Genomic DNA, 22,630 nt, shown 5'->3' with positions numbered 1-22,630 from the left:
CAGGTCGACGCGCGCACGGGAGATCGTGCCGCCCCTGCTTCTCATCGACCTGGTTCCTGTCGGTCGGGGATGAGGAGGCCAGACTAGAGGACAAAAGTGCGTGCACGCAATTTTGCGTGTGCGCAAAGTCGATGGAATACTGAAGCGGTGACGACACGACGGGCAGGGTTGCGCGAGCAGAAGAAGCGGGCCACCCGGGAAGCGCTGTGCGAGGCGGCACTTCGGCTGGCGCTCGAGCGCGGGCCGGACAACGTGCGCGTGGACGACATCGCCGAGGCCGCCGGCGTCTCACCCAGGACCTACAACAACTACTTCTCCAGTCGAGAACAGGCGATCGTCGCTGCCATCACCACGGAACGGGAAACACGGGTCGCGGCGGCAGTGGCAGCTCGGCCCGCCGCCCGACTCGCCGACGCCGTCATCGACGCGATCGTGGATCAGTACACCGCTCAGGACGAATCCGGTCGTGACGCGCTGCTCCTGATCGCCGGCCATCCCGCGCTGCGTGACGCCTTCGTCCATACCTCCACCGCGATGGAACATCCTCTCGCCGACGCGATCGCGGCCCGCCTCGGCGACATCGACCCGCACACCGCCCGCGTGCTCGCGGCCAGCGTGACCGCCGCGGTTCGCGTCACCCTCGAACGATGGCTCCAACCGGCCCCCGTGACCAGCGGACTCGTCGTGCCATCCGGCGCGTTACCGGAGCTGCTCCGCGCCTCACTCGCACCACTCGCCCCCGCACTCGATGCCGCCGAGAAACGACCACACCGCTGACATTCGTGAGCCGCGAAACCCGTGCCCGCGGCCTGATCTGCGCCGATACCGGACTACTGCGATGGCGGGCCGGCGACATCCGGCACCGACCCATCCCGGATTTCCACCCGCACTACCCGGTCATGGTTTACCGAGTCGATTTGTCGCGCAAAGAAATCGATCCTGAACCGGGCCGCAGGGCAAACCTCTAGGTCGCCATCGCGTCGGCTGGCAGGCGGACCAGGCCGAGGTGATCGCATCGGCGGATCAGCGGTGTGAGGATGCGATCGGCTTCGCTCGCGCGGTCGGCCCGGCGCAGGGCGCTGCCGAGCAGGAACCCGGCACGCAGCGCGGCCAGCGGCCTGCGCTGCACATCTATCCCGGCGACCAAGTTCTCGGCGCGCTCGATCGCCGACCGGGGCCGACCCGTCGCCAGCAACACGCGGATCGCGGAGTCCTCATCGAATTCATCGATGGTAGTGGCGGTTCCGTTGTCACGCCGGATCGTGCGCGCGCTCGTCAGTGCCGCCGCCACGGTGGGATCGAGTTCGACGCCGAGACGCACCCGCTCGTTGCGGACCCGGGCGGCCAGGCGCGGCAGATCCAAGAGTTCGGCGTGGGACATGCCCTCGTCGAGGAGTTCCAGCGCGCCGTCCCGGTCGCCGCGCAGGGCTCGTACCCGCGCACCGGTCGCGTAGGTGGCGAGCATGATGTCCACTCCGCCGCCGCCTTCGGCGGACAGTTCTCTGCTCTGCTCCAGTAGATCCGCGGCGATATCGAAATCACCGGTCTCATAACGCAATTCGCCCAGCAAAGCGCACGCGAGGCGAGTCGCGTGGGCGGCGGCGCCCATGGTCGTGCGTGCGGTGTCGAGCGCGGTCGTGAACAGGTCGTCGGCGCCGATGATGTCGAGCTGTTCGCGGGCGGCCACACCCGCGAAACAGCGCCCGTACACCGACAGGAACGGGCCGGTCGCCTCGTGATACGGCGCTGCCCAGAGCTGCCACCGGCGCGCCTCGGCGAAGTCGAAGCGCTGGATCGCCGCGAAGCTGGCGATATTGGCCGCCACTCCGGGGATCCTCGGGGAGAAGTCGTCGGGCCGGGCCAGCGCGTCACCGATCAGACCGTCGAGCTCGGATACGCGGTCACCGAACATCTCCCGGACGCTGATCGCCACGTCCGCTTCCGCGCGCAGATCGGTGCGCTCGGGCTCGGCGGGTGGGGCCGCGGCCAGCGCGGTCTCGAAGCGGGCGAGGGAGGACGCGGTGGCCGCGGGTCTGCGCAGCACCAGGTTGACCCAGACGCCGAACAGCTGGATACGGGGCCTCGCCCGGCACACCCTGGCGGGTAGTTTTGCCAGAATGCCCTGCAGCATCACCATTTTCGACAGCTCCAGCAGGTAACCCGCGCCCTGTTCGACGAGATCGGCCGCGCGTTCGGGGTTCTGCGCGGCCAGCGCTTGGTCGACGGCGTCGTTGAGCAGGTGATGGTGCGCGAACCAGTCGGCGGCTCGCAGCCGCAGACCCGCGATCTCGCCCGGGCGGTCTTGGGCGAGCCTGCGGCACAGATAACCAGCGAACAACTGGTGGTAGCGGTACCAGTGGTGGTCGGGGCCGGTGGGCAGTAGGAACAAACCGCGGTCGGCGAGATCGGCGAGGAGGTCGGCGGCGTCGGTGCGGCCGGTCAGGGCGGTGGCCAGTCCGCCGCAGATCCGCTCGCAGATCGAGGTCGTCATGAGGAATTCGAGGGTGTCCGGATCCAGTGCGCCGAGTACGTTCTCGGCCAGGAACGCCCCGATGTCGGGGTGCGCGGCGAGGCTGTCGAGCAGGTGCGCCGGGTCCTCACCCGCGCGCAGCGACAGCACCGTCAGCTGTAGTGCCGCGACCCAGCCGTCGGTGGCGCCTGCCAGCGCGGCCACCTCGTCGGCGGCCAAGTGCACACCGCCGGCTTCGGCGAGGAACGCGTGTACTTCGTCGGGATTGAAACGTAGTGTCGTGGCGTCGATTTCGGCGAGTTCACCGTGGATGCGCAACCTGCTCAACGGCAGGTCGAGCCGCTCGGTGCTCGTGACGACGAGGGGCAGATGGTGACACCCGTGCTCGAGCAGGAACCGGACCGCGTCCACCGAGGCGGGGGCGGTGACCCGTTGCCAGTCGTCGAGTATCAGCGTCACCCGCCGGTCGTCGGCGTGCAGACCGTCGACGAGTGCGGTCAGCACGGCGCGGGTCGGATCGTCGGGGTTGGCTTCCAACAGCCGGTCGAGATCGTCGGCGAGCACGGGGACGGCGGGTCGGATCGCCTCGGCGAGGTGGGTGAGGAACCAGGAGGCATTGTCGTCGTCCTCGTCGACGGTCAGCCACGCGACTGCGGCGCCGTGCTCGACCAGCTCGTCGTGCCATTGGGCGGCCACCGTGGTCTTGCCGAATCCGCTGGGCGCGTGGATGGCGGTGAGCCGGGTGCGTTCGGTGGTGCGCAAGTGCTCGAGCAGGCGCTTTCTGGCCAGAGTCGCCCGCGCCGGAGTCGGCGGGCGATACTTCGTGGCGGGTGTGGGAGGCGCGGTGGTGCGGTCGCGGGCCCGGGCCGCCGGTGCGATCGGCACCGCCACGGGGCGCTGGGTATCCGGGACCCGGAGGACATCGACGGGGCTGCCGGTACTGCGCTGGGCCGCAACCAGTTCCGCGCCGAAGGCGGCGGCGCTGTCGGGCCGGTCGGCGGGGTCGGTCGCCATCGCGTGCTCGATGGCGGCTCTGACCTCGTCGGGCACATCCTGGCCGGTGAGATCGGGACCGGGCTGCGCGGAGACTCGCAGGAACTGTGACAACACCTGCTCTCCGACGCGCCGCTCGTAGGCGACATGTCCGGTGAGTGCGCAGAACAGCGTGGCGCCCAGGCCGTACACGTCGGCGGCGGCGGTGGCTTGCGCGCCGCGCAGGACCTCCGGCGCGGCGAAAGCGGGGGAGCCGGTGACGATTCCGGTCGTCGTGTGGAACCCGCCCTGGATCCGGGCGATCCCGAAGTCGGTGAGTTCGGGTTCGTCGTAGTCGCTGAGCAGGATGTTGGACGGTTTCACGTCACGATGCAGGATCCCGGCCCGGTGCGCGGTCTCGAGGGCGCCCGCCATCTTCACGCCCAACCGCAGTGTCGCTGCCCAGTCCAGCGGGCCGACGGCGTGGATACGTTGTTCCAACGACCCGCGTGCGTGATAGGGCATCACCAGGTAGGGGTGCCCGCCGTGGGTGGTGCCCGCTTGGAAGACCGCGACGATGTAGGGATGACCGGACAGCCTGCCCATCGCCTGCTGTTCGCGCACGAAGCGCTGCAATCCGTCGGGGTCGAGTTCGGAGGTCAGTACTTTCACCGCGACCACGCGGTCCAGATCGGGCTGGACGCAGCGGTAGACCACACCGAAACCGCCGCGTCCGATCTCCTGGGCGTCCTCGAAGCCCTCGGCGGTCAGTTCCGCCGCGATCCCGGTGGCCGAGCTGCGCTGCGTCGGCAAGTTTTCGGCCATTCAGGCTCGATTCGGTGCGACCTCGTGGCGGTGCGCTGGTGCGCCGCCCTCTACCGAGGATAGCCCCGGAACCCACGGTGTTCGACGACGTCAGGCGCGTTTCCGGTGTCGGCGAAAGCCCCTGCGTTCGCGCTGCGGGCGGGCGGCTCAGGCCCGCTTGTGCGGCGGGTCGACGAAGATGTCGTATTCCAGCCCGTCGGCGCCTCCGTAGGGCGAGAGATCGGTGACGCCTTCGGCACGGAGCACGTCGACGTCGAGGAAGGTATTTCCGGTGACCGATCGTGCGTCCTTGCGCAGGAGCGCCACCGCGGCGTCGGCCATGATCTGCGGGGTACGGGCTTTGGCGATCGCGTCGTCGCCGCCGAGGAGGTTCTGCACCGCGGCGGTGGCGATCAGGGTCTCGGGCCACAGGCAGTTGCCTGCGATGCCGTGTTCGGCGTATTCGGCTGCCCAGCCCAGCGTCAAAAGCGACATCCCGTATTTGGCGAGCATGTACGCGGGGTAGGCGCCGAGCCATTCGGGTGCGAGATTCAGCGGCGGCGACAGGCTGAGGATGTGGGCGTTGTCGCTGCGGCGCAGGTGCGGCAGGCAGGCGCTCGAGAGCAGGTAGGTGCCGCGCAGCTGGATCTGCTGCATCAGGTCGAACCGCTTGATCGGCAATTCCTCGGTGGGGGCGAGGGCGATCGCCGAGGCGTTGTTCACGCAGTAGTCGATGCCGCCGAAACGCTCGACCGCGCGGGCCACCGCGTCGGTTACCGAGGCTTCGTCGCGCACATCGCCCACCACCGCGAGCGCCTGTCCACCGGCGGCTTCGATCTCGGCGGCGGCGGTGTGGACGGTGCCCGGCAGTCGGGGGTCGGGCGTATCGGTCTTGGCGAGCAGCACGATGTTGGCGCCTTCGCGGGCGGCGGCGACGGCGATCGCCAGCCCGATGCCGCGGCTGCCGCCCGACATGATCATGGTGCGCCCGGTCAGCGGGAACGGGGAGATCGTGGATGTGGTCGTGGTCATACCGTGCGACGTTACAGTTTTCTGACAGTCGCGGCAATAGTGAAATATGTAGACTCGGTCTCGTGAAATCCGCTGCTACCGGCTTCGACGCACGGGTCCGTCCGGTGTCGGCCCGTTCGGCGGTGATCCGGATTCTGATAGCGGCCGAGTCGCCGACGACCACCTCGAGCGAAATCTGCGCTGCCACCACCGCCGTCGGCTATCCGGAGACAACGGTGCGTGTCGCGGTGTCGCGGATGGTGGCCGCGGGCGAGCTGATCCGCGAACAGCGCGCCTACACGCTCGACCCCGCCTTGCGCGCACGCCGGACCGAACTCACCGCCCCGCCCGTTCGGCCCTGGGACGGCGACTGGGAGCAGGTCGTCATCACCGCCGCCGGACGACCGTCGGCCGAGCGTGCGGCCCTGCGCGCCAGGCTGCTCTCGCTTCGCCTGGCAGAACTTCGCGAGGGAGTCTGGCTGCGGCCGGCCAACCTCGTCCGCGAGCTGCCCGCGGACCTGGCTACCACCACACTCCATTTCCGACTCCGGCCGGTCGAGAACGCTGCCGACCTCACCGCCGAACTGTGGTCGCTGGCCGATTGGTCGGCGCGGGGGCGCGCCCTGCTCGACGACATCGAAAACCCTGACCCGGCAGCAAGATTCGCGGTGGTATGCGCCGCGCTCGACCTGCTCACCACCGACCCCGCGCTTCCTGCGGCGCTGCAACCCGACGACTGGCCGGTCGACGATCTCCGGGCACAGACCTCGGCCTATCTCGCCTGGATCAGACAACTCGACCTGTAAGCCGTCCCGGCGCCGCAGGTCAGGAGAGGACGACTGCGCGGGCGCCGTTCTCGCCGGCGCAGTAGTCGACGGCCTTGGCGAGGTCGCCGAAATCGAAGGTCTCGGTGACCAACCGGTCGTCAGGTCGCGTCGTCCACGGTGGTCTCGGCCGACCTGCGACGGCTTCGCCGGGGCTCGCGGGGAGCCTCGGGGATCCCCAGTTGCGCGCAGGTCAGCAGGGCCACTTCGATATCGAGCCTGCGCTCGCCGAGCGGATGTCCGAGCAGCTCTTCGGCTTTGCGCACCCGGTAGTGGACGGTGTTCTTGTGGACGTGCAGCCGCGCGGCGGCGTCGGTGTAGCTGCCACGGGCGTCGAGGAACGCGCGGACGGTCTCGCGTAACCGCGCTGCTGTCTCGTCCGTGCCCAGCAGTGTGCCGAGCACACGCTCGGCCCACACCCGCATCTCGGGCACCCGGTCGGCGAACAGGGCGGTCAACGCCACGTCGGAATGAACGGTGAGTCCGTGCTCTCGCCTGGTCAGGGCGACGGCGCGGGCTTGTTGCGCGTCGCGGAAGGTCTGGCGGAATCCTTCGAGGCCGGTAGCCGGATCGCCCAGGGTGATCGACAGATTCGGATGGGCCCGCAGATCGTGGGCGAGTTGTTCGGTGTCGAGCACGGGTCGGGCCACCGAGGAGATCCACACCCACCGGTTGTGGTCGTCGACCTCGACGGTCATCGGCGTCTTGCCGGTCGCGGCCGCCAGCAGGGCGGTGCCCGCGCGCAGCGACGCGCGGGGATCGCGGGTTCCCGGTGGTGTCCACAGCGTCGCGAACTGGTGCCAGCCACGCAGGGAGGCCGACAGCATCTGCTCGGCCGAGCCCACGTCCAGATCATCGGCGTCGACGACGGCGCGCACCTGTGCGGCACGGGCGGCGTCGGTGCGCGCGTCCCAGCGGCGGCGCTCGCTCTCGTAGATATCGATCAGGCCCTCGATTACCTGGTCGATATAGCTGTTGACCAGGTAGGCGATGCGGGCCGCGGTGGCCATCGCCACGTCGGTGGGCGGGTTCAGTTCGGCCAGCAGCGTCATCGTCCACTGGACGAACATGTTCTCGCCGAGCCGGTAGGCGCGCAGCAGTGCCTCCAGCGACAGATCGTGCTGGGCGAAGCGGCGGGCGTATTCGGCGGCGGCGGGCGGCACGGTGATGTCGTCGAGGCCGATGGCCAGCGTGAGTATGTCCAAGATCGCGGACAGGTTGGACTCCGTGCTGGCCACCATCAGCCTGCGCACCTCGTCGTCGTGCCGGAATTCGGGGATGACCTCGGTGAACATCGTGGTCATCCTCGGTGACAGGTGGTCCAGGTCGGCTTTGATCCGGCCCGCCACCGCACGCACCAGTGGATCGTTGTCGTGGGCCATGGCCGCAGACAGTACCCCCGACGCTCACCTGTGTGGCGCTGTTTGTGCCCGTGGCACAACACGTCGGCGCAACGCTGGGCTGCGGGCCCGTAGTCGGCGCCTGATTCGCGTCCTACCGTGAGTGATGTAACTCAGATCACATTCGCCACCGGTGAGGAATCATGCGACACATCGCCGAATTGCCCGAGGTCAGAGCCGCTGCCGACCCGCACGGACCCTGCATCGCCGACGACACCGTCACACTGTCCAATGCGCAGTTCCATGCTCGGGTCGATGCCGCTGCGTCGGTCCTGCATCGTGAGGGCGTGCGGTCCGACGACGTCGTCGCGGTGGTGCTGCCCAACCGCGTAGACCTCGTGGTGGCCCTGTTCGCGGCCTGGCGACTCGGTGCGGCCGTCACTCCGGTGAATCCGGGGCTCACCGACGACGACATCCGGTACCAGGTCGAAGACTCCGGCGCCGCCGTCGTCCTCGGCGAATCCGGCAGGCCCGCAATCACTCTCGACATCGCGGAATTGGCCGAGCACGCCGGTCCCGTCGCCGCCGCGTCCTCTGACGATCTCGCCCTGATCATCTACACCAGCGGCACCACGGGCAGGCCCAAGGGTGTGCTGCTCGGTCACGAGAACCTCGCCGCCATGTGCGCGATGATCATCGACTCGCTCGGCCTGAACGAGACCGACCACAGCCTGCTGATCCTGCCGCTGTTCCACGTCAACGGCATCGTGGTCAGCGTGCTGTCGCCACTGCTGGCGGGCGGACGCACCACCATCGCCGGAAAGTTCTCCGCCTCAGGCTTTTTCGACACGGTCGAGCGGGTCCGGCCCACCTATTTCTCGGCGGTGCCCGCCATCTACGCGATGCTGGTGGCCCAGCCCGACGGTCCTCGTCCCGACAATTCCTCGTTGCGCTTGGCGATCTGCGGTGCCGCGCCGATGCCCGCCGAGCTCATCGCCCGGTTCGAGCAGCGCTTCGGTGTGCCGATCGTCGAGGGTTACGGTCTGTCCGAGGGGACCTGTGCGTCGACTCTCAATCCCGTAGCGGGCCAACGGAAGCCGGGGACTGTCGGTATCCCGTTGCCCGGTCAGACCGTAGCGATCATGGATGTCGGCGGCGCGTTGTCGGCGCCCGGCGAACCCGGCGAAGTCGTCATTCGCGGAGCGAACGTGATGCGCGGCTACCTCGGCAGGCCGACGGAGACGGCGAAAACCGTCGTGGACGGCTGGCTGCACACCGGCGACGTCGGCTACTTCGACGCCGACGGCTATCTGGTTCTGGTCGACCGGATCAAGGACATGATCATCCGGGCGGGCGAGAACCTGTACCCCAAGGAAATCGAGAACGCGCTCTACCGTCATCCCGCTGTTCACGAAGCCGCGGTAGTCGGTGTGCCCGACGCCGTGCTGGGCGAGGTGCCGGTCGCCCACGTGGTGCCCGCGTCGCAGGCCACGGTCACCGTCGAAGAGCTGATCGAACACTGCCGCGGGGAACTCGCGGCGTTCAAGGTTCCCGCCGCGATCGTGTTGACCGCGGAGATGCCACGCAATCCGGTCGGCAAGATCGACAAGAAGCAGCTGCGGCTCTCGGCCGCGCGCACCTGAGCGGTTGTGCACCGCAATCCACTTCGAACGAAAGACAGCCCTTTCGGTCGCGGTCACTCGCGTCCGGAAGCCGGAAGAAAGGGATCGAGCCATGGGATTCAAGACGGGAGACTTCCCGCCGGTGGACACCGAGACATTCTTGGATCTGCCGCTGCGCGAACGTATACGGACGCTGGCACTGCACTGGGCGGAATACGGATTCGGTACGCCGAAGATGATCCACACCGTGTATCTCGCGAAAGTGCTCGTGCTCTACATCATCGGCGGCATCGCGATCGCGACGGCGACGTCGGGCACCGGACCGTTCTGGGATGTGGCGCAGTGGTGGAACCAACCGGTGGTCTACCAGAAGCTGGTCCTGTGGACGGTGCTGCTCGAAGCCCTCGGCGTCGCGGGCTCCTGGGGACCGCTGGCGGGCAAGTTCAAGCCGATGACCGGCGGCATCCTGTACTTCGCGCGACGGGGAAGTATCCGATTGCGGCCCTGGTATCGGGTGCCGTTCACCAACGGTGACTCGCGCACCGCCCTCGACGTGGTCCTGTATCTGGGCTTTCTCGCGTCGCTGGTGATCGCACTTGTCGCACCGGGCCGGACCACCGCCGCACTGCTGGAAGCGCTGCCGGACAACACCTCCGGACTGGTCCGGCCCGTGCTGCTGATCGCGCCGATCCTGCTCTACATCCTGTGCGGGCTGCGCGACAAGACGATCTTCCTGGCGGCTCGCGGCGAGCAGTATCTGCCCGCGCTGCTGTTCTTCGCGGTGTTGCCGTTCACCGACATGATCATCGCGGCCAAGCTGCTGATCGTGATCGTGTGGGTCGGCGCGGGAGTTTCGAAGTTCGGCAAGCACTTCACCAATGTGGTGCCCCCGATGGTGTCCAACAGCCCGTCGATGCCGTTCCGGTCGATCAAACGCGCCCACTACCGCGACTTTCCGCGCGATATCCGCCCGTCGCGGGTGGCGGCGTTCATGGCCCATGTCGGTGGTACCGCCGTGGAGGTTCTCACCCCGATCGTGTTGCTGTTCTCGACGAACCACTGGCTCACGTTGGCCGGTGTCGCGATGATGGTCATCTTCCACCTGTTCATCACGTCCACCTTCCCGCTGGCTGTGCCGCTGGAGTGGAACATCCTGTTCGCCTACCTCACCGTGTTCCTGTTCCTCGGCTTCCCGAACTCGGACGGGTACGGGGTATTCGACATGTCGTCGCCGTGGTTGACGGTGGCGATCGCGGCCGGGCTCGCCTTCTTCCCTGTGCTGGGTAACCTGCGCCCCGACCTGGTGTCGTTCCTGCCGTCCATGCGTCAGTACGCCGGCAACTGGGCCTCGGCGCTGTGGGCCTTCGCACCGGGCGCCGAGGCGAAGCTCAACACCATCGCGCACCGCCCCGCCGACAATCAGGTCGACCAGCTGCTGGCCATGGGCTACCCGCCCGCGGTCGCCGAGATCACCATGCAGCAGACCATCGCCTGGCGTTCCATGCACAGTCAGGGCCGCGGCCTGTTCTCCCTGCTGTACAAGCACCTTCCCGACGTCGATCGCTGGACCGTGCGCGAAGCCGAGTTCGCCTGCAACTCGCTAATCGGCTTCAACTTCGGCGACGGCCACCTGCACAACCTGGACCTGATCGACGCGGTGCAGGCACGGGTCGGCTTCGCTCCGGGAGAATGGATCGTGGTGTGGGTGGAGTCGCAGCCGGTACACAAGAGCACGCAGCAATACATGGTGGTCGACGCGGCGCTGGGCGTCATCGAACGCGGAACATGGGAGGTGGCCGACGCGGTCGAGGCGTTGCCGTGGCTGCCGGACGGTCCCATCGCGCACACCGTGACCTGGCGGCGTGAAGACGTCACCGCACCGCGGCAGGGTGTGGTGGCTCCGGCCGAATAGCCGAGCACCGGACGATATCTCGACCAAGAGAAAGGCACGTCGATGACAACGGCGACAGTGGTCGGCAGCGGCCCCAACGGGCTGGCAGCGGCGATCACCCTGGCCCGCGCGGGCGTGGAGGTGACGGTTCTCGAAGCGGCCGACACGATCGGCGGCGGCACCCGCACGAGCGAGGCGATCCTGCCCGGTCTGCTGCACGACCACTGCTCGGCCATCCACCCGATGGCCGTGGGCTCGCCGTTTCTGCGGCGCATCGACCTGGAACGGTACGGATTGCGGTGGGCGTGGTCGGAACTCGACTGCGTCCACCCCCTCGACGACGGCACCGCCGGTGTGCTGCACCGCTCGGTCACCGAGACCGCCACGGGCCTCGGCGCCGATGAACGGCTGTGGCGCACGCTGTTCGAACGCCCGGTCGCCGGCTACGACATATTCGATGCCGACATCATGCGCCCGCTGCTGCGCATTCCTCGACATCCGATCCGACTGGCGCGCTTCGGCATTCCGGCGACCGCGCCCGCCACACTGCTCGCGCGAGCTTTCCGCACCGAAGCGGGACGGGCCTTGTTCGGCGGCGTCGCCGCACACGCCTTCCAACCCCTCGAACGCCCGTTGAGCGCCAGCGTCGGGCTCGGCATCCTGACGGCGGGACACCGATACGGCTGGGCGGTCGCGGTCGGCGGATCCCAGCGGATCGCCGACAGCATGGTCGCGGTACTGGCCGACCACGGCGGAAAGGTCGAGACCGGCGTCCGCGTGCGCTCGGTCGCCGACCTGCCGCCATCCGACATCACCATCTGGGACCTCGCCCCGACCGCGCTCGCGGAGATCCTCGCCGACCGACTCCCCACTCGAATTGCACGCGCCTACAACCGGTTCCGCTACGGCCCCGGCGCTTTCAAGGTCGACTTCGCCGTCGACGGCGGCATCCCGTGGACCACCGAGGCCGCCCGTCGTGCGGGCACAGTGCACCTGGGCGGCTCCTTCGCCGAGATCGCCGCGGGCGAACGTGACATCCACGTCGGCCGAATGCCCCAGCGCCCCTTCGTCCTGGTCGGCCAGCAATACCTCGCCGACCCTCAGCGATCCGCAGGATCGGTTCACCCAGTCTGGACCTACGCCCACGTCCCCAACGGCTACACCGGCGACGCCACCGCAGCGATCATCGCCCAGATCGAACGCTTCGCACCCGGCTTCCGAGACCGCGTAGTCGGCCTGACCACCCGCACCACCACAGAATTCGCCGACTACAACCCCAACTACGTCGGCGGCAACATCATGACCGGCGCCAAGAACATCCCGCAGCTGGTCTTCGGCCCCCGAAAAACCCTGCAGCCCTACGACACCGGCCTCCCAGGCCACTACCTGTGCTCGGCGGCGACCCCGCCCGGCCCCGGCGCGCACGGCATGTGCGGTGCCAACGCCGCCGAACGAGCACTGCGACGGCTGAGGTAACCAATATTCGAGGACCGACAATGGTGGCTGACCCATCACATATGCCACCACCAGCGGTGCCCGAACGTCCGCTCATGGCGATGAGCGCGAGGTTTGCAGGGGTACTCGGAGAGTATGTCTGAGCAGCAACTGGTTAGCCGCCCAGAAACTCGAGACGGTTGCCCACCGGGTCGGTTGTGTGGAATCGGCGGCGGCCGGGAATCTCGGCGGGATCAGCCCAGTGGACTTCGTGTCCAGCCGCCGTGACCGCGGACGCGAGGGCGTCCACGTCAACGATGAAGGCGGGATGAGCTTTGCGCGCAGGATGGAAGGGTTCCTCGACGCCCACGTGCAATTCCCCATCCGGGCCGCCCACTCCCGGAACCGTGAACCAGCAGCCGCCTCGGGCAGCGAGCAACGGAGGTTTGGGGAGTTCGGCCCAGCCGAGGACACCGGTGTAGAACGACCGCATGCGACCTTCGGCGCCTGGCGGACAAGCGACTTGTACGTGGTGAATCACAGATCCCTTCCTGAAATCTCTTGCAGGACAAGCGTACTGCTTGCCGTCATCCAGCCCTTGGAGGAACATCCGAACCGCCACGTGAGAACGCACTCAATGCCGATCATGTGAGGGGGCGACCGACTGTGTACCCGTCGTGCTCGGCTTCCGGACGGCGTGCTCCTTGGAGCGAAAATGCTCCAGTGAGTCTTCAGTCTGTACGAACAGCTCCACCGGCCACTCACCGAAATGTATCGATGAACGGTAGGACGCCGATGAACCATGCATCAATACGGTGATATCCAGATCAGAAGTCGCCGTGGCCATTCCGAGAGCCACGCTGCCACCTAGCCACGCTGCCCGAGCCTGCGGAAATTCTCGCCGGACCAGCAGCCGTGCCACTTCAACCCCGTCGATCGCCACCGGGCAAGTCTGTCATCGTGTCGGCTCTGCGACGATTCCCCCGCGATCTCGTGGTCCAGCGTTTCGTCATTTCGTCAGTCCGAGCAGTGCGGCGGTGAGTCCGTAGTCGGGGCCGAAGTCGTGCATGTTTCCGGAGCGGCAGCCATCGGACTTCATCTGGATCCGCTCACAGAACACGCTGATCATCTCGCCGGAGAGGGCGGTGCCGATCAGGGCGTGTATGCGCACGAAGCCCTCCTGCTTGTTCATGGCGCCGTCGATGTTCTGCATGAGCAGCGGCACCACGTCGACGATCTCGACCATCGCACCGGAGTTGGCGTGCAACTGGTTGGTCACGGTGGTCAGGCCGGTCAGCGAGGCGGCCAGTTCTTCCTGATGCCCGGCGAAGGTCGTCGAGGTGTTGTTCAGGAACTGGTTGAGCTGATCGAGGGTGGCCTGCAGACCGGGCGCCTGGTCGGCGAGCAGCCCCGACATGGCGGTCACCCGGTCGCTGAAGTCGCGCACCGACTGATCGTTGTCGGCCAGCATCGTCGTGAGCTCGTTGAGCTTGATGATGATGTTGGCGATGGCGTCCTTGTTGTCGACACCGACCTTCAGCGCACCCGAGAGCGCGTCGAGGGTTTCGCGGATCTTCTGACCGTTGCCGTTGAGCACCGGGTAGAGCACCCGGCCCGACAGCGGGCCCAGACCCTCCTGGCCGGGTTCGGGCTTCAGCGAGGCGGCGAACTGGTCGATGGTCTTGATCATCGTGTCCAGCTCGACCGGGGTCCTGGTGCGTGCCTTGGGCAGGTGATCGCCGGACTTCAGTGTCTCACCGCCGGTGAACGGCGGGCTCACCTCGATGTGGCGATCGGTGACGATCGAGGGCGAAATGATCGCCGCGATCGCGTCTTTCGGGACCTTGACGCCGGCGTCGATGGTCATGTGGACCTCGACGTAGGTGCCCTTGGGCACGATCTTGTCGACCTTGCCCACCGCGAGACCGAGGACCATGATCTCGTTGCCCTCGTACATGCCGGCGATGTTCTCGAAGTCGGCAGTGATCTTGGTCGAGCGGCCGAGCGGGTCGTTCACCTGGCCGGGTATGGAACAACTGACGATCGCGATGGACGCCGCTGCTAGGCCCAGAGGGCGGAAGGATCTGTACACGGTGCTGCGCAGGTACCTCATTGGTTCCATCTATTTGTTGTCAGTGTCGGTGAGTGGTGGTCGCGGCCCCAAAGCTGTGGCGATGGATGGTCCGTCGAAACTGCTGGGCAGTCCGTGTCCTGGAACCAGGGTGTGGGCGTGCACGGTTGCGAGAGTCGTAGCGGTGTCGTAGGTGAGTGCTTCGTCGTGATTGAACACCGCCGGTAGCAACTGGGGGCCGACGTGAGGTAGCAGCGGATGCCCGGTGACGAGTGCGTCTCCGGAGAACAGCACGCCTTCGGCGGGAAGGAGGTAGGCGGTGTGGCCGCTGGTGTGCCCGGGGGTGGGTATCGCGACGAGTCCGCCGGGCAGTGCCGCCAGGGTGGCGGGCTCGACCGCCTCAGCTTGTGGGATGGCCGTGCCGATGTGGCCGTGGACCGCGCGCAGGGTGTGTGCGACCCAGCGGCGGCCGCGGCGGGTGGCGAGTTGTTCGAGCATTCCGATCGGCGTGATCTGTTGCAGGTATTCGCGTTTGGCGTGGCGCACTTCCTCGGCGCCGGTGTAGACCGGCATGCCGAACTGCTCGATGAGCGCCGGGATCGCACCGATGTGGTCGAGATGGGCATGGGTGATCAGCACGGCCCGAACATCGGCAAGCCGACCGCCGATCTGCCGGACAGAACCGAGCACGTCGGCGGCGTCAGCGGGGTATCCGGCGTCTATCACGGTGATCCCGGAATCGTCGCTGATCAGCGCCCAGTTGACGTTGGTGCCGGCTACGACATGGACGGAGTCGGAAACCTGATCGATTTTCATCGCGGGCCTACTTCTGGATGTCGTGTTCGATGATCCCGATGCCGTCGATTTCCAGGCGCAGATGGTCGCCGGGGGCGAGCCAGCGGCCCAGTTCCATCCCACTTCCACCGGGCAAGGTGCCGGTCGACAGCAGTTCGCCGGGGTAGAGCTGTTCGCTGCAGGACACGTGCGCGATGGCTTGGGCCATCGAGTACCGGGCATTGTGTGTTCCGGTGCGCGCCACGGTCTCTCCGTTGATCGTGACCGTGGCGGTCAATCGGTCGAGCCGATCGATGAGCGCGGGCCCGGCGGCCGCGGTCGCCGACATCGAGGTGAGGAAGTGTTTGGATCGTTGCGGTCCGAACCCCGAACGCATTTCGGCCAGTTGGACGTCGCGGGCGGAGAAGTCGTTGATCACCACCACTGCGGCGATCGCGGCGGCCGCCTGTTCGACGGTGGCGTCGCGCAGCGGAACACCGAGCACGACGCCGAGTTCGAGTTCGAAATCCAGTGCCCGCGTGTAGTTCGGGGCAGCAACCGGCAACCCGGAGGGGACGATGGTCAAGGCGTTGGACATGTAGTAGATCGGCTGCCGGTACCAGAGCGCGTGCGGCCGGAACGGCGGGAAAGTGCGCCGGGTCAGTGTCTCGTACGCGGTGGCGACGCGGGAGCCCGCAGGCAAGAATCGGCGGGCCAGACCGCGCGCGGCGTCGACGGCGTGCCTTTCGAAGATCATGAAATCGCGGAACGAGGCCGGGCACACCGGCAGGACGAGGGCCCCGTCGTCCAGCCCGAGGGCGTCGTAGCGCGCTAGCTCGAAATCGAGGGTAAAGGCGGGCTCGATTCTCGGGAACCCCTGGCTACCATCGGATTCGGATTCGGACTCGGTGCGCCATCCCGTGCCGTATTCGATCTGGGTATCGATTCGGTGTGTGCTGCGATCGAGGATGCGCCGCATCCGAGGGATCGCCGCAGTGGCCCGATTGTGTGGGTGGGTCATGCGGTGACCTCGACGCCCACACGTAGGTGATCGCGAAGGAATTTCGTCGACAGTGCTGTCCACTGCTCGGCGTGGCCCATGGCACAGTGGTCGTCCTCGGCATAGAGCACCAATTGCGCGTCCGGTGCGGCGATGGCGATGTCGATCGAGTCCTGGGTGGAGGCAAGGGTGTCGCGGGCGCCGTTGATCACCAACAGTGGGATGTCGATCCGGCGATAGTGCTGGGCGAGTGAGAATGTCGCCAATTTGCTCGACAAGTCGGCAGGGCCTCGAGCACCAAGGGTCGAGACCAGTGCGGAGACCATGATCTCGGGCATGCCGATCGAGTTGAGCAGCCCGAAACTGCGGTCAGCGAGCGGGCCGTTGGACACTGCTACCGTCAGCCTCGGGTCGACGGCGGCCATCCGCGTCGACCAGTAGGCTCCGAAACTGAAGCCCAGCATGCCGATCCGTTGCGCATCCAGGCGCGGGTCAGCGCACAGGTGATCGATGACGGTCGAGTAGATGGTCTCGGCGTCGATGCTCAGCGGCTCGGTATACGAGTAGGTGCCGGGCATCTCCATCACGAATACGCCCATGCCGGCGTCACGCCGCGACAACAGCGGCAGTAGCGCTTCGGCGATGGTGCCTTCCAGCCCGTTGGTGACAAGGATCGTCGGTACCGACTCCACACCGGCTGGAAGCATCAGCATTCCACGCACAGTCTGAGCGCCGACCGGAATTCGCACCATTTCGATACGCACTCCCATCGCGGTGTCGAGCGAACCCAGCAGCACTTCGCACAGCCGGTGCGAGCGCTCGTAGGCGACGAGCCTGGCCGGGCTGAACCCCGGCCAGGCGGCGATGAACTCGTACACCAACGCCTTGATCAGCCCGTCGATCGCGATCGCGGCATCGGCGGCGTCGGGATGAGCCGCACAGAATCGGTCGACTGCCTCGGGATCGGCCACCGGCCCTCGGTCGGCCAGGATCGTTACCGCTGGTGAGAGCAACTCGCCAAGAGCATGCAGGTCCAATGGCGCGGCGGGGTCGAGCAGTTGGTCGGTCGACGGCCCGCCCAGGCGCAGCAACGCCGTGTCGGCCCGCGCGAAGTGTTGGCGGGCGAAGTCTTGCCAGTACCCGGTCCAGCGGGTGTCGTCGAAGGACCGGCAACCGTGCAGCTGACGCTGGAATTCCTCGGTGTCGATCCCGCCGAGGTGGGTGAACCTCTCGGCGAACAACCGGGGCAGGAATCCCGCCACGCCGACCCGCCGGGCCGCACGCTCGGTGGTGTGAGTCATCGCGCGAGCGCTGATGAGCACTCGTTTGCCGATCTCCCGCACTGACGTCATCGTTGTGCCTCTCGATCTCTAATCGCAGATGGTTCTGCTTTTGTGAGCGTAGGCACAGCGATAGCCAAAAGCAAGAAGCTCTGCTTTAGCATGGGGCTATGTCGGAAGCCGAGAACATCGAGCCGCCGCGTCGACCCGGAGGACGGGCGGCGAAGGTCCGCGAAGCCGTGCATCGCGCCGTGCTCGACGCTGTCGAAGAACACGGCGTGGACAAGGTCGGCATCCCCGATATCAGCCGCCGCGCCGGTGTCCGCGACAGCTCCATCTACCGGCGATGGGGAACGCGGGAGAACCTGGTGCTCGATGTGATGCTCAGCGCGAGCGAGCGCACCCTGCCGCTGCCGGACACCGGGTCGTTGCGCGGAGACCTTTCCTTCTTCGCCACCGCACTCATCGCCTACCTCGACAGCCCTCTGGGTACCGGTCTTGCGCGCGCACTGGCGTTCATCAGCGACTCCGAAGACATCGCCCGAGCACGGAACACCTTCTGGGAAACCCGCTACGAAGCCAACCGGGCCATGGTTGCCCGGGCGGTCGAACGCGGCGAGCTACCCGCCGGCACCGATACCCGGACCGTCGTCGAAACCCTCATCGCGCCGATACACTTCCGCCACTTCCTCACCCGCGAACCGATGGACGAACGGTTCGTCGACCAGCACGTCATCCGGGTGATCCGCGCGTTGCAGTCCGATCCGGCCGAATGAGCGACCGCCCATGACGCCTCCGATACCCCTCGACGAACAGGTAGTACATGACTGATCCCGAACCCCGGCAGCCTTCGGCCTACACCAACGGCCTGCGCACCCGCGAAGAAGTCATGGGTGAGGAATACGTTGCCCAGGCGCTGGCCCGCACCTCCGGCAGCGAATCGGCAGATCTTCAGCGCTTCGTCACCGAGCATGTCTGGGACGCGGTATGGAATCGGCCTGGTCTGGATCGCCGCGACCGCAGCCTGCTCAACCTGGGAATCCTCACAGCGTTACGAGCACACGACGAGCTCGCCGGCCACGTGCGAGGCGCGCTCAACAACGGGCTCACTCGCGCGCAGATCACCGAGTCGATCATCCACACCGCCGGATATTGCGGCGCACCCGCGGCACTGGCCGCCATGCGGATCGCCCAGCAGGAATTCGATCAACTCTGACCAACCCCGCAGCAGGTCGAACCTTTTGCCGCGCAGCGAACTCGAGTCTCCGAGTCGTACATTGATCAGTTTCGGGGGCCAGACCCGGTAGGGCCTGGGATAGTTCGGCGAGTGAATGTGCTGGTGGCGGGGTCCGTGGCGGGGTTGGTCGTCGCGATGCTCACCGCGCCGGTCGGGGCGTCGGGCGCGGTGTTTCTGCTGCCGGTGCAGATCAGCGTGTTGGGAGCTCTTCGAGGGAAGGGGCCTCGACGTGCCAGTCATCGGCGTGGGATTCCGAGAGGACTCCATATTTGCTCTCGTATGCCTGAACTGCGCCGATTCCCCCGTGATCTCGTGCTGGCGACTGTGGCTGTACTGCCGAAGACCGACGGTGGCCCTTCCTGATCCTGGGTGTTCGAAGGTCAGAGCTGGCCGGTAGTTTGTCGGGAGAGGAACAGCTGACGTTTTTCTCGGTCGACATGGGTGACAACGACCGTGACACCGTCCCCGATCTGGACGACTTCGTCCGTCGGCTGGGTGAGGTCTCGGCGATGAATCAGCCCCTCGATCCCGTCCGCCACTTGGACAAAGACGCCGAAGGGCACCAGCTGGGTGACATGCCCGCGTAGTTCTCTACCGACGGTGATGCGCTCGGCAAAGGCATGGAAGGGGTCGGGCTGCAGTGCTCGCAGAGACAGCCTGGCCTCGGCATTCCAGGTATCGAACTGCAGGAATTCACCCGAAACGCGCTGCCCGACCTGGACAATGTCGGAAGCCGCTTCGAAACGCCTCCAGGACAATTCCGGGATCGTGATGAACCCGACGCCCGGGTAGAGCGGATGCGCGGGGCCATCGTCGAGCGCCACGAACACGCCGAACAATTCAATCGCTGTGACGGTCCCGGAAAGGACCTCGCCGCACCGTAAGGATCCCAGGAACGCCCAGAGTTCGGGGTTCTCGGCCCGCCAATCCATCTGTCCAGCCTTTCATGACGCGCTCAGCCCCCTCCAACGACCCTGTGGAACGTCGCGCCGTGGCTGGATCGCAGAGTCGTTCCCAGGCTTGCCTTTTCGTTTTGCCGCTGGTCAGCGAGCATACGACGTGGAACGAGGCTGCGAAATCCTCAGTAGACGGGTCTTTCCGGACGGGCGGACGGCATTCACCATCACCACAAAGCGCCGATGCATAGAGTCGGTGATTGCGCGAACCGGTCTGGCGCTACCCAGAGTCAGCTACATCTTGGTGTAGCGCGCCATGGCGAAACTGTAGAGGCCATAGGTGATGATGCCCAGGCCGGCCGCGATCAACAGAGCCGCTCCGAAGGGCTGTGCTCCCAGAGTTTTGAACGCGCCGTCGAGTCCGGTGGCTTCGCTGGGGTCGGATCGGCCGACCGCCAGTATCACCAGCAATCCGATGGCCGCGACGGCCAACCCCTTCGCGATGTATCCCACCGTGCCCAACCGGCGAACCAGGTTGCTCGTGGAGCCTTGCAAGTCTTCGAGGAAGCTCTGCGTCGCTCCCTTGTACACGTGGTAGCCGCCGATCGCGATGATGATCAACCCGGCGGCGACGAGAACGATCGTGCCCACGCTCGATCGCATCATCGCAGCAGTGATCCCCGTACTCTGCTCGCTACTGGATTTGCCTGCGCCCCGGGCGAATCCGAATGCGGAGATGGCGAAACCGAGGTAGACCACCGAGAGGGAGAAGGCCTTGACGCGATTGACGGCCTCGGATTTCTTGCTGTCGGAGTCGGGTCTGGAGGAGCTGCCGAGCACTGCTTCGGCGAGCCGCCACAACGCCATCAGCGAGAACGCAACGACACCGACCCAGAGCGCGAGGACACCGCCCGGCTTGGCGGCCAGTTCCGCCATGGCCCCTGATTGGTCGGCGGTTCCGCCGCTGCCACCGAGGGCGAGCCGGATGGCGATGTAGCCGATGAACAGGTGCACGATGCCGCTCATGACGAAGCCCGCGCGGGCGAATCGTTCGAAGAGGCTGTTCTGGGCCACCTTGGCCACGGCACTGGACGAGTTGTCGTACGACGATGGGGAGACGGTGTTGTTCGGCATGGTGATAACCCCTGCGTGTGGTGGATCCGTCGAAGCGGTCCGCAACGGTCGGCGCGCGGGGTCTACTGCGAGGTCTCTCGTTCGGCGAAGCTAGTTCTTGAAGGCGTCTTTGATCTTGGCAGCGGACTGTTTCAGGTTGCCCTTGATTTGTTCGGCCCGACCTTCGGCCTCCAGGCTTCGGTTGCCAGTGGCTCGACCGAACACCTTCTTCATCCGGCCCTTGGTGGCCTCGACGGAATTCGCGATTTTCTTGCTCATACTCATGGCGGTTTCCTCGCTGTGTGAGATCAAGTCAACGCCGTAACCCCACGGCTGTCAACGATGTTGATCTTCAACACAGGGATCCGCGTGATCGCGGCGAGCCTTCTGGCGCGGCCCCCGGCCGGAGAGGGTCGTCGGCGCCCGCATTCTCAACCAGCGAAGATCACCGTCTCCGGACGCGGCATGTACTCCATCGCCGCGGTGAACCTCGGATCGGCGAAGCGCCGCTCCATGTCGGCCTATGGTCCAGTGCTTTTCGTTTCCAGGAAGGACGGCGCGGATCTGTCGGAGCAGGAGCAGGTACTCGAGCTCGTTCGAGCTGCTTGTCTGGGCTCGAGAATGACCGACGGTGAGGGTTTTCCGGTCGAACCGTCGAACTACGGTTACGACGAAGAGGCCAGGTCGCTGGGAATCCTGCTGCACTCCTCGTTGCCTATGCCGACATGCCTGAAGAAGTCCGAGCCGACGTGGAACACAGCTGGGAACACGAGGGCGCACGAGTGGCGGCGAGGGTCGAGGAGCGCTTCGCTGGGATCTACGCGTTCACGAGCTACGGAGTCGAGAACTGACAGCCCCAGATATCCACACTTGCCGCTGATCGGTTGTCCGGCAAGGCGGCTCGATGAGGTCACCTGAACACGCTCTTGTGCCGATGGCAGGTTGTTGTTGTCGACCCCGCGAATAGGGGGATGCCCCCGACGATCTTCGATCAGGACTTGCCGTCATCGACTGGCGTGGTGGGGCCCGGTCGGTTGGATTTATCGCCGAGGCGCGCGTGCAGCTGTTCGCGGACCTGGTCCGGTGTGTATGCGCGACGTTTGCGTTCGGCCCGCACGATGACCACCCCGGTTGCCGCGACGCCCGCGGTTCCGGCCAGACCCAATATCTTCCACCAGCGCATGCGCCTAGGCTAGTCGCTGTGTCACGCGAAACTCCGATAAGTATCGGCTTGGACGAAGCAGTAGAGCTGACGCGAACGGGAGATCTATGGCTGTTTCGCGGGCATTCTCGAGCCGATCGCGCGATACGGGGGTTGACCAACAGCCCGGTGAACCACGTCGGCATGGCAGTGGTCATCGATGACTTACCGGCGCTGATATGGCATGCCGAGCTCGGTCGGGCACTGCCGGATATCTGGTCGGGTAGCCATCATCGCGGAGCCCAGCTACACGATCTGCGGGCTGCGGTCATCCGATGGACCCAGGAGTACGGGCAACAGGCATGGATGCGTCAGTTGGATCGGCCGGTGACCCGCGAGATGGAGGATGCAGCGCTGCGGGTGGTGGCGAGGCTGGACGGCATGCCGTTCCCCTCCACCGGCGCGCTGGCGGGGCGCTGGTTGTTGGGCCGGGTGCCGGTACCGAAGCGGTCGAAAGAGCGCGAATCCGATCATGCCGGTCTTGAGAACGCCTACTGCGCGGAGATCGTCGCCATGACGTATGAGGCCATGGGCTTGTTGCCGAACAGACGTCCGAATTGGTATGACCCGGGCAGATTTTGGAGTGGTGACAACCTGCGATTGGCCGAGGGATATCACCTCGGCGGGGAAATCACGGTGCACGTTCCCGACCAATGACCTCGGCGACTTCCGCCACGAGTGACACCACCT

The 22,630-nt window shown here is 66.4% G+C and carries 22 protein-coding genes; 9 read left to right on the top strand and 13 right to left on the bottom strand.

The features are described from left to right. Window positions 1-147: 147 nt before the first annotated feature. Complete coding sequence (locus ACWFRF_RS01960) at window positions 148-777, top strand: TetR/AcrR family transcriptional regulator (protein ID WP_452448512.1); 630 nt, start codon at window positions 148-150, stop codon at window positions 775-777. A 187-nt stretch (window positions 778-964) separates the two neighbouring features. Here ACWFRF_RS01960 and ACWFRF_RS01955 read toward each other — a convergent pair whose 3' ends face one another. Then, a complete protein-coding gene (locus ACWFRF_RS01955) occupies window positions 965-4,267 on the bottom strand; it encodes a protein kinase domain-containing protein (protein WP_452448511.1) in 3,303 nt (1,100 codons plus the stop codon). Between the two features lie 147 nt (window positions 4,268-4,414). Continuing rightward, window positions 4,415-5,278: an SDR family oxidoreductase gene (locus ACWFRF_RS01950; RefSeq protein ID WP_452448510.1), complete on the bottom strand. Its 864-nt coding sequence runs from the start codon at window positions 5,276-5,278 to the stop codon at window positions 4,415-4,417. 62 nt (window positions 5,279-5,340) lie between these two features. Here ACWFRF_RS01950 and ACWFRF_RS01945 point away from each other — a divergent pair, with 62 nt between their 5' ends. Then, entirely contained in the window at window positions 5,341-6,063 is a 723-nt protein-coding gene (locus tag ACWFRF_RS01945) for a PaaX domain-containing protein, C- domain protein (protein ID WP_378989652.1), read from the top strand. Between the two features lie 119 nt (window positions 6,064-6,182). Here the strand turns inward: ACWFRF_RS01945 and ACWFRF_RS01940 are convergent, their stop codons facing one another. Continuing rightward, window positions 6,183-7,463 carry a helix-turn-helix domain-containing protein gene (locus ACWFRF_RS01940; protein WP_452448509.1) on the bottom strand — a complete coding sequence of 427 codons (1,281 nt, stop codon included), beginning with the start codon at window positions 7,461-7,463 and terminating at the stop codon, window positions 6,183-6,185. Between the two features lie 161 nt (window positions 7,464-7,624). On the opposite strand from ACWFRF_RS01940, the gene ACWFRF_RS01935 reads away from it, so the two are divergent. From ACWFRF_RS01935 to ACWFRF_RS01925, 3 genes are all read left to right on the top strand, one after another. Further along, complete coding sequence (locus tag ACWFRF_RS01935) at window positions 7,625-9,064, top strand: class I adenylate-forming enzyme family protein (RefSeq protein WP_452448508.1); 1,440 nt, start codon at window positions 7,625-7,627, stop codon at window positions 9,062-9,064. Window positions 9,065-9,155: 91 nt separating this feature from the next. Continuing rightward, a complete protein-coding gene (locus ACWFRF_RS01930) occupies window positions 9,156-10,955 on the top strand; it encodes a DUF3556 domain-containing protein (RefSeq protein ID WP_452448507.1) in 1,800 nt (599 codons plus the stop codon). A 42-nt stretch (window positions 10,956-10,997) separates the two neighbouring features. Further along, entirely contained in the window at window positions 10,998-12,410 is a 1,413-nt protein-coding gene (locus tag ACWFRF_RS01925; protein WP_452448506.1) for a phytoene desaturase family protein, read from the top strand. 133 nt (window positions 12,411-12,543) lie between these two features. On the opposite strand, the gene ACWFRF_RS01920 is transcribed toward ACWFRF_RS01925, so the two are convergent. The 6 genes from ACWFRF_RS01920 to ACWFRF_RS01895 form a co-directional block, all read right to left on the bottom strand. Further along, on the bottom strand, window positions 12,544-12,861 hold the full coding sequence (locus ACWFRF_RS01920; protein WP_387446846.1) for a VOC family protein: 318 nt from the start codon (window positions 12,859-12,861) through the stop codon (window positions 12,544-12,546). Window positions 12,862-13,002: 141 nt separating this feature from the next. Further along, complete coding sequence (locus tag ACWFRF_RS01915; protein WP_452448505.1) at window positions 13,003-13,311, bottom strand: nucleotidyltransferase domain-containing protein; 309 nt, start codon at window positions 13,309-13,311, stop codon at window positions 13,003-13,005. A gap of 66 nt (window positions 13,312-13,377) precedes the next feature. Continuing rightward, window positions 13,378-14,481, bottom strand: coding sequence for an MCE family protein (locus tag ACWFRF_RS01910; RefSeq protein ID WP_452448831.1), 1,104 nt, complete (start codon window positions 14,479-14,481; stop codon window positions 13,378-13,380). Window positions 14,482-14,490: 9 nt separating this feature from the next. Next, entirely contained in the window at window positions 14,491-15,255 is a 765-nt protein-coding gene (locus ACWFRF_RS01905; protein WP_387446847.1) for an MBL fold metallo-hydrolase, read from the bottom strand. Between the two features lie 7 nt (window positions 15,256-15,262). Next, on the bottom strand, window positions 15,263-16,234 hold the full coding sequence (locus ACWFRF_RS01900; RefSeq protein ID WP_452448504.1) for a fumarylacetoacetate hydrolase family protein: 972 nt from the start codon (window positions 16,232-16,234) through the stop codon (window positions 15,263-15,265). Next, the gene (locus ACWFRF_RS01895; protein ID WP_387446851.1) at window positions 16,231-17,565 is read right to left on the bottom strand and encodes an alpha/beta hydrolase family protein; all 1,335 of its coding nucleotides are present in this window, start codon (window positions 17,563-17,565) and stop codon (window positions 16,231-16,233) included. The genes ACWFRF_RS01900 and ACWFRF_RS01895 overlap by 4 nt, the downstream gene beginning before the upstream one ends. A gap of 98 nt (window positions 17,566-17,663) precedes the next feature. On the opposite strand from ACWFRF_RS01895, the gene ACWFRF_RS01890 reads away from it, so the two are divergent. Next, window positions 17,664-18,269 (top strand): TetR/AcrR family transcriptional regulator, encoded by a 606-nt coding sequence (locus ACWFRF_RS01890; protein WP_378989662.1) that lies wholly within the window; start codon window positions 17,664-17,666, stop codon window positions 18,267-18,269. A 47-nt stretch (window positions 18,270-18,316) separates the two neighbouring features. Continuing rightward, entirely contained in the window at window positions 18,317-18,709 is a 393-nt protein-coding gene (locus ACWFRF_RS01885; protein WP_387446853.1) for a carboxymuconolactone decarboxylase family protein, read from the top strand. Between the two features lie 401 nt (window positions 18,710-19,110). On the opposite strand, the gene ACWFRF_RS01880 is transcribed toward ACWFRF_RS01885, so the two are convergent. From ACWFRF_RS01880 to ACWFRF_RS01870, 3 genes are all read right to left on the bottom strand, one after another. Then, window positions 19,111-19,662: a S1 RNA-binding domain-containing protein gene (locus tag ACWFRF_RS01880; protein ID WP_452448503.1), complete on the bottom strand. Its 552-nt coding sequence runs from the start codon at window positions 19,660-19,662 to the stop codon at window positions 19,111-19,113. A gap of 258 nt (window positions 19,663-19,920) precedes the next feature. Continuing rightward, entirely contained in the window at window positions 19,921-20,760 is an 840-nt protein-coding gene (locus ACWFRF_RS01875) for a DUF1206 domain-containing protein (RefSeq protein WP_379318343.1), read from the bottom strand. 90 nt (window positions 20,761-20,850) lie between these two features. Further along, on the bottom strand, window positions 20,851-21,018 hold the full coding sequence (locus ACWFRF_RS01870; protein WP_379318345.1) for a CsbD family protein: 168 nt from the start codon (window positions 21,016-21,018) through the stop codon (window positions 20,851-20,853). 446 nt (window positions 21,019-21,464) lie between these two features. Between ACWFRF_RS01870 and ACWFRF_RS01865 the strand changes: the two genes are divergently transcribed. Beyond that, entirely contained in the window at window positions 21,465-21,590 is a 126-nt protein-coding gene (locus ACWFRF_RS01865; RefSeq protein WP_452448502.1) for a hypothetical protein, read from the top strand. A gap of 140 nt (window positions 21,591-21,730) precedes the next feature. On the opposite strand, the gene ACWFRF_RS01860 is transcribed toward ACWFRF_RS01865, so the two are convergent. Further along, window positions 21,731-21,922: a hypothetical protein gene (locus tag ACWFRF_RS01860; protein ID WP_379318594.1), complete on the bottom strand. Its 192-nt coding sequence runs from the start codon at window positions 21,920-21,922 to the stop codon at window positions 21,731-21,733. An 18-nt stretch (window positions 21,923-21,940) separates the two neighbouring features. Here ACWFRF_RS01860 and ACWFRF_RS01855 point away from each other — a divergent pair, with 18 nt between their 5' ends. After that, window positions 21,941-22,597 carry a hypothetical protein gene (locus tag ACWFRF_RS01855; RefSeq protein ID WP_452448501.1) on the top strand — a complete coding sequence of 219 codons (657 nt, stop codon included), beginning with the start codon at window positions 21,941-21,943 and terminating at the stop codon, window positions 22,595-22,597. Window positions 22,598-22,630: the final 33 nt, after the last annotated feature.

The sequence above is a fragment of the Nocardia sp. NPDC055165 genome, assembly GCF_053606985.1.
This window is presented reverse-complemented; position numbering and strand designations above follow the sequence as displayed.

What these genes read in the sequence shown, in the direction of transcription:
- ACWFRF_RS01955 (WP_452448511.1), bottom strand. Translation starts at nt 4,267, where the DNA reads ATGGCCGAAAACTTGCCGACGCAGCGCAGCTCGGCCACCGGGATCGCG.
- ACWFRF_RS01950 (WP_452448510.1), bottom strand. Translation starts at nt 5,278, where the DNA reads ATGACCACGACCACATCCACGATCTCCCCGTTCCCGCTGACCGGGCGC.
- ACWFRF_RS01940 (WP_452448509.1), bottom strand. Translation starts at nt 7,463, where the DNA reads ATGGCCCACGACAACGATCCACTGGTGCGTGCGGTGGCGGGCCGGATC.
- ACWFRF_RS01935 (WP_452448508.1), top strand. Translation starts at nt 7,625, where the DNA reads ATGCGACACATCGCCGAATTGCCCGAGGTCAGAGCCGCTGCCGACCCG.
- ACWFRF_RS01930 (WP_452448507.1), top strand. Translation starts at nt 9,156, where the DNA reads ATGGGATTCAAGACGGGAGACTTCCCGCCGGTGGACACCGAGACATTC.
- ACWFRF_RS01925 (WP_452448506.1), top strand. Translation starts at nt 10,998, where the DNA reads ATGACAACGGCGACAGTGGTCGGCAGCGGCCCCAACGGGCTGGCAGCG.
- ACWFRF_RS01920 (WP_387446846.1), bottom strand. Translation starts at nt 12,861, where the DNA reads ATGCGGTCGTTCTACACCGGTGTCCTCGGCTGGGCCGAACTCCCCAAA.
- ACWFRF_RS01910 (WP_452448831.1), bottom strand. Translation starts at nt 14,481, where the DNA reads ATGAGGTACCTGCGCAGCACCGTGTACAGATCCTTCCGCCCTCTGGGC.
- ACWFRF_RS01905 (WP_387446847.1), bottom strand. Translation starts at nt 15,255, where the DNA reads ATGAAAATCGATCAGGTTTCCGACTCCGTCCATGTCGTAGCCGGCACC.
- ACWFRF_RS01900 (WP_452448504.1), bottom strand. Translation starts at nt 16,234, where the DNA reads ATGACCCACCCACACAATCGGGCCACTGCGGCGATCCCTCGGATGCGG.
- ACWFRF_RS01895 (WP_387446851.1), bottom strand. Translation starts at nt 17,565, where the DNA reads ATGACGTCAGTGCGGGAGATCGGCAAACGAGTGCTCATCAGCGCTCGC.
- ACWFRF_RS01890 (WP_378989662.1), top strand. Translation starts at nt 17,664, where the DNA reads ATGTCGGAAGCCGAGAACATCGAGCCGCCGCGTCGACCCGGAGGACGG.
- ACWFRF_RS01885 (WP_387446853.1), top strand. Translation starts at nt 18,317, where the DNA reads ATGACTGATCCCGAACCCCGGCAGCCTTCGGCCTACACCAACGGCCTG.
- ACWFRF_RS01880 (WP_452448503.1), bottom strand. Translation starts at nt 19,662, where the DNA reads ATGGATTGGCGGGCCGAGAACCCCGAACTCTGGGCGTTCCTGGGATCC.
- ACWFRF_RS01875 (WP_379318343.1), bottom strand. Translation starts at nt 20,760, where the DNA reads ATGCCGAACAACACCGTCTCCCCATCGTCGTACGACAACTCGTCCAGT.
- ACWFRF_RS01870 (WP_379318345.1), bottom strand. Translation starts at nt 21,018, where the DNA reads ATGAGCAAGAAAATCGCGAATTCCGTCGAGGCCACCAAGGGCCGGATG.
- ACWFRF_RS01865 (WP_452448502.1), top strand. Translation starts at nt 21,465, where the DNA reads ATGCCTGAAGAAGTCCGAGCCGACGTGGAACACAGCTGGGAACACGAG.
- ACWFRF_RS01860 (WP_379318594.1), bottom strand. Translation starts at nt 21,922, where the DNA reads ATGCGCTGGTGGAAGATATTGGGTCTGGCCGGAACCGCGGGCGTCGCG.